This window comes from Pseudomonas emilianonis (assembly GCF_023072625.1).
Classification (GTDB): Bacteria; Pseudomonadota; Gammaproteobacteria; order Pseudomonadales; family Pseudomonadaceae; genus Aquipseudomonas; species Aquipseudomonas paraveronii.
Window position 1 is genome coordinate 1 of record NZ_JAKNRV010000430.1, and the last position, 3,925, is coordinate 3,925.

Here is a 3,925-nt window from a genome sequence, read left to right on the forward strand (position 1 = left end):
TGCTGCAAGGCTCTGGCCTGCAACTGCATCCTATCGGGGAGCAGGCCTACATGCTGGTGCCGGTGCCCGATGGCAGCAGCCTGCAACTGGCGCCGACCTCCATCCTCGGCACCAGCAGTCTGGACGACGGCGATACCTACGCCGGTGGGCAAGTGGCGCGGCGTGGTTCGCAAGGCCTGCTGGGTTCGCGGGACTTCATGGACACGCCGTTCAGCATGACCACCTACACCCAGGAGGCGGTGAAGAACCAACAGGCCCGCACCCTCGGCGACCTGATCGCCAGCGACCCGTCGGTGCGCGCCACCAACCCGGCCGGTGGGCGCTATGAGCAGTTCACCATTCGCGGGTTCAGCCTGTTCAACAGTGATGTGGCCTACAACGGCCTCTATGGCGTGTTGCCGACCTACACCATCGACATGGAAATGGCCGACCGCGTCGACGTCGTCAAAGGCCCCAGCCAATTGATCAACGGCATCTCGCCGCGTGGCAGTGTGGGCGGTGGGATCAACGTGGTGCCCAAGCGCGCCACCGACAAGGACATCACCTCGTTCACCGGCACCTGGGCCTCCGGCAGCCAGGCCGGCGGCGCGGTGGATGTGGGCCGGCGCTTTGGCGAGGACAACAAGTTCGGCCTGCGCTTCAACGGCGTGAAGCAGTCCGGCGATACCGAATGGGACCATCAGAGCGTCGATCGCGAGATGGCCGTACTGGGCCTGGATTTTCGCGGCGAGCGCCTGCGCCTTTCCACCGATATCGGCCACACCGAGCGCGACACCGATGCGCCCCAGGAGCGTGTGCAGGTGGCCGCCGCAGCACCGGTGCCCAGCGCCAACGATGTGCGCCACAATTACGCGCAGTCGTGGAGCAAGGCCAGCACCAACGACACGTTTGGCACGGTCAATGCTGAGTTCGACCTCAGCGATAACGTGATGCTGTACGGCGGCGTAGGCGCGCGCAAAAGCAACCACGACTTCCTGCGCCACGCCGTTTCCGTCAGCAACAGCGCAGGGGATTTCAGCGTGCAGCCTCGTGACTTCACCCGCGATGAAAATGTGCGCACCGCCACGGCGGGCGTGCGCAACGGGTTCCAGACCGGGCCGGTGAGTCACGAGGTCAACCTGGCTGCCAGCTACTTCTACATGGACTTCACCAACGGCGGCGCACGGTATGCGTCGGCGTCGAGCAATCTCTACGACCCGGTGCAAACGCCGACGCCGTCCACCGCCACCCGCCAGGATGCGAAGGTGTACACCGAGAATAAATTCAGCGGCGTGGCGCTGTCCGACACCCTGGGCTTCTTCGACGACCGCCTGCTGCTGACTCTTGGCGCGCGCTGGCAACGCGTGAAAGTGGATGACTGGACCAACGACGTCAAAGGCCGCACTGGCTACGACGAAGAAAAAATCTCGCCGTCCGGTGGCATCCTGTTCAAGGCTACCGACACGCTGTCGCTGTATGCCAACTACATGGAAGGCCTGAGCCAGGGCAAGGTCGCGCCGTCGACCTCGAAGAACGAAAATCAAATCTTCCCGCCGTTCATCAGCCGCCAGGTGGAAGTGGGCGCCAAATACGACGCCGGTGCTTTCGCGGTGACTGCGGCGGTGTTCCGCATCAAGCAACCGGCCTATGAAACCAACGCCACCTCGAACGTGTTCGGCCCCAACGGCAAGCGCCAGAACGAAGGGGTGGAACTGAGCGTGTTCGGCGAGCCGCTCAAGGGTGTGCGTTTGCTTGGCGGGGTGATGTACATCGACAGCGAGCTGACCCACACCACCAACGGCACCTACGACGGCAACCGCGCCCCGGCCACCCCCAAGTACAACGTCAACCTCGGCGCGGAGTGGGACGTGCCGAGCCTCGAAGGCCTGACCTTGACCAGCCGCGGCATCCACTCCAGCTCGCAATACCTGGATCAGTCGAACGTCAAGGAAATCGACGCCTGGAACCGCATCGACGTGGGCGCGCGGTATGCGTTCAAGGTCGATGACAAACACATCACCCTGCGCGCGAATGTGGAGAACGTCGCCGATAAACGCTATTGGAGTTCGGCGGGCGCGTCGGACGACAGTGAGCCGGGGTTGACCTTGTCGACGCCGCGTACTTACCTGTTGTCGGCCACGGTCGACTTCTGATCGGGAGATCGCCTTTGTTTGCTCTCACGCGGTTCGCAGGTGCCAGCGGCAGTGAAAAACACACAGGCTATTTGAAAGTTTTAGCGTGATGTCCGCCGAGGGAAAACTTCGGCGCCTGGCGCTAATTAGCGAAGTGGCTAATTGCAATTAGCTAAATTCGGTCTTTTTGGCGCTGAGGCTTTAAATCAAGGTTTGTAAGGCCATTTAAAGATGGCCGAAGCCTATTCTTTTCAGTTTGTTTCCCCGCTTCCGGAACTAGCGTTGGAACTTCCAGTCGATTAACCCAGTTAACTCCGACTGCGGCGTGGCGAACTAATGGCATTTTCTTTTTATATCCAGTAGTTCCAAATAGCCATACTTTCTCGCAACTAGACACCCCACTATGTCGTCCATGCCCATCGATGCCTGCCATACGCAGATACCGCACACCGACACCGTGTGCGCGTGGCTGATGCAGCACGCCGGGCTGAAAACCGTTGATCTGGAGCGCGCCCGGCGCTTGTCCACCGACGCCAGCGACCTGTTGGGGTTGCTCACGCGCCTGGGGCTGGTGTCCGAAATCGAACTGGCCCGCGCCTGGGCGGCGTTGCTCGGTGCGCCGCTGTTGCTGGCCGATGCCGCGCCGCCGCTGCTCGACCCGTTGCCCACGCTCACCGAGCGCTTTATGCGCCATTACCAAGTGGTACCGATGGGGTGGACCCAAGGCGGGCTGCGCGTCCTCGCGGCCAACCCGGCGCAGCACTATCCCTTTCAGGCCCTGGCCTACGCCTGCGATGTGCCGATATGGCTGGCCATCGGCCCGCGCAACGAAGTCGATACGTTGATCGAGCGCTACTACGGCCAGGGCCGTTCCGCCATGGGCACCCTGATCGAGAACCTCGATGAGCAGGGCGGCGCACTGGAAGATATCGAACACCTCAAGGACATGGCCTCCGAAGCGCCAGTGATTCGCCTGGTCAACCTGATCCTGCAGCGGGCGGTGGAACAGCGTGCATCGGACATCCATATCGAACCCTTCGAAAACCAGCTCAAGGTGCGCTACCGCGTCGACGGCACCCTGCGCGACGTGGTCTCGCCGCGCAAGGCGCTGCATGGCGCGCTGGTGTCGCGGATCAAGATCATGGCCCAACTCGACATCGCCGAAAAACGCTTGCCCCAGGACGGCCGCATCGCCCTGCGCGTGGCCGGGCGGCCGATTGATATCCGCGTGTCGACAGTGCCCACCGGGCATGGCGAGCGCGTGGTGATGCGGCTGCTGGACAAACAGGCCGGGCGCCTGCAACTGGAAACCCTGGGCATGGAAGCGCACCTGTTGGCGCGCCTCGACACGTTGATTCGCCAGCCCCACGGCATCGTGCTGGTCACCGGGCCTACCGGCAGCGGCAAGACCACCAGCCTCTATGCCGCGCTGGCGCGGCTGGATGCGAGCACCAGCAATATCCTCACCGTCGAAGACCCGGTGGAGTACGACCTGCCGGGCATCAGCCAGATCCAGGTCAACGCCAAGATCGACATGACGTTCGGCCTGGCCCTGCGCGCGATCCTGCGCCAGGACCCGGACATCATCATGATCGGCGAAATCCGCGACCTGGAGACCGCCCAGATCGCCGTGCAAGCCTCGCTCACCGGTCACCTGGTACTTGCCACCCTGCACACCAACGACGCGGTATCGGCGGTCAACCGCCTGATCGACATGGGCGTCGAACCGTTCCTGCTGGCGTCTTCACTGTTGGGCGTATTGGCCCAGCGCCTGGTGCGGCGCCTGTGCCCGCACTGCAAGCAGGCAGACCCGG

2 protein-coding genes are annotated in these 3,925 nt (G+C 63.0%); both read left to right on the forward strand.

Going from position 1 to position 3,925, the window contains the following annotated elements; genetic code table 11:
• Nucleotides 1-2,132: TonB-dependent receptor (locus L9Z73_RS26840; protein WP_247407607.1), on the forward strand; the 2,132-nt coding region annotated here is incomplete at its 5' end.
• 382 nt (nt 2,133-2,514) lie between these two features.
• The coding region (locus L9Z73_RS26845) for a GspE/PulE family protein (protein ID WP_247407610.1) at nt 2,515-3,925 on the forward strand (1,411 nt) is incomplete at its 3' end.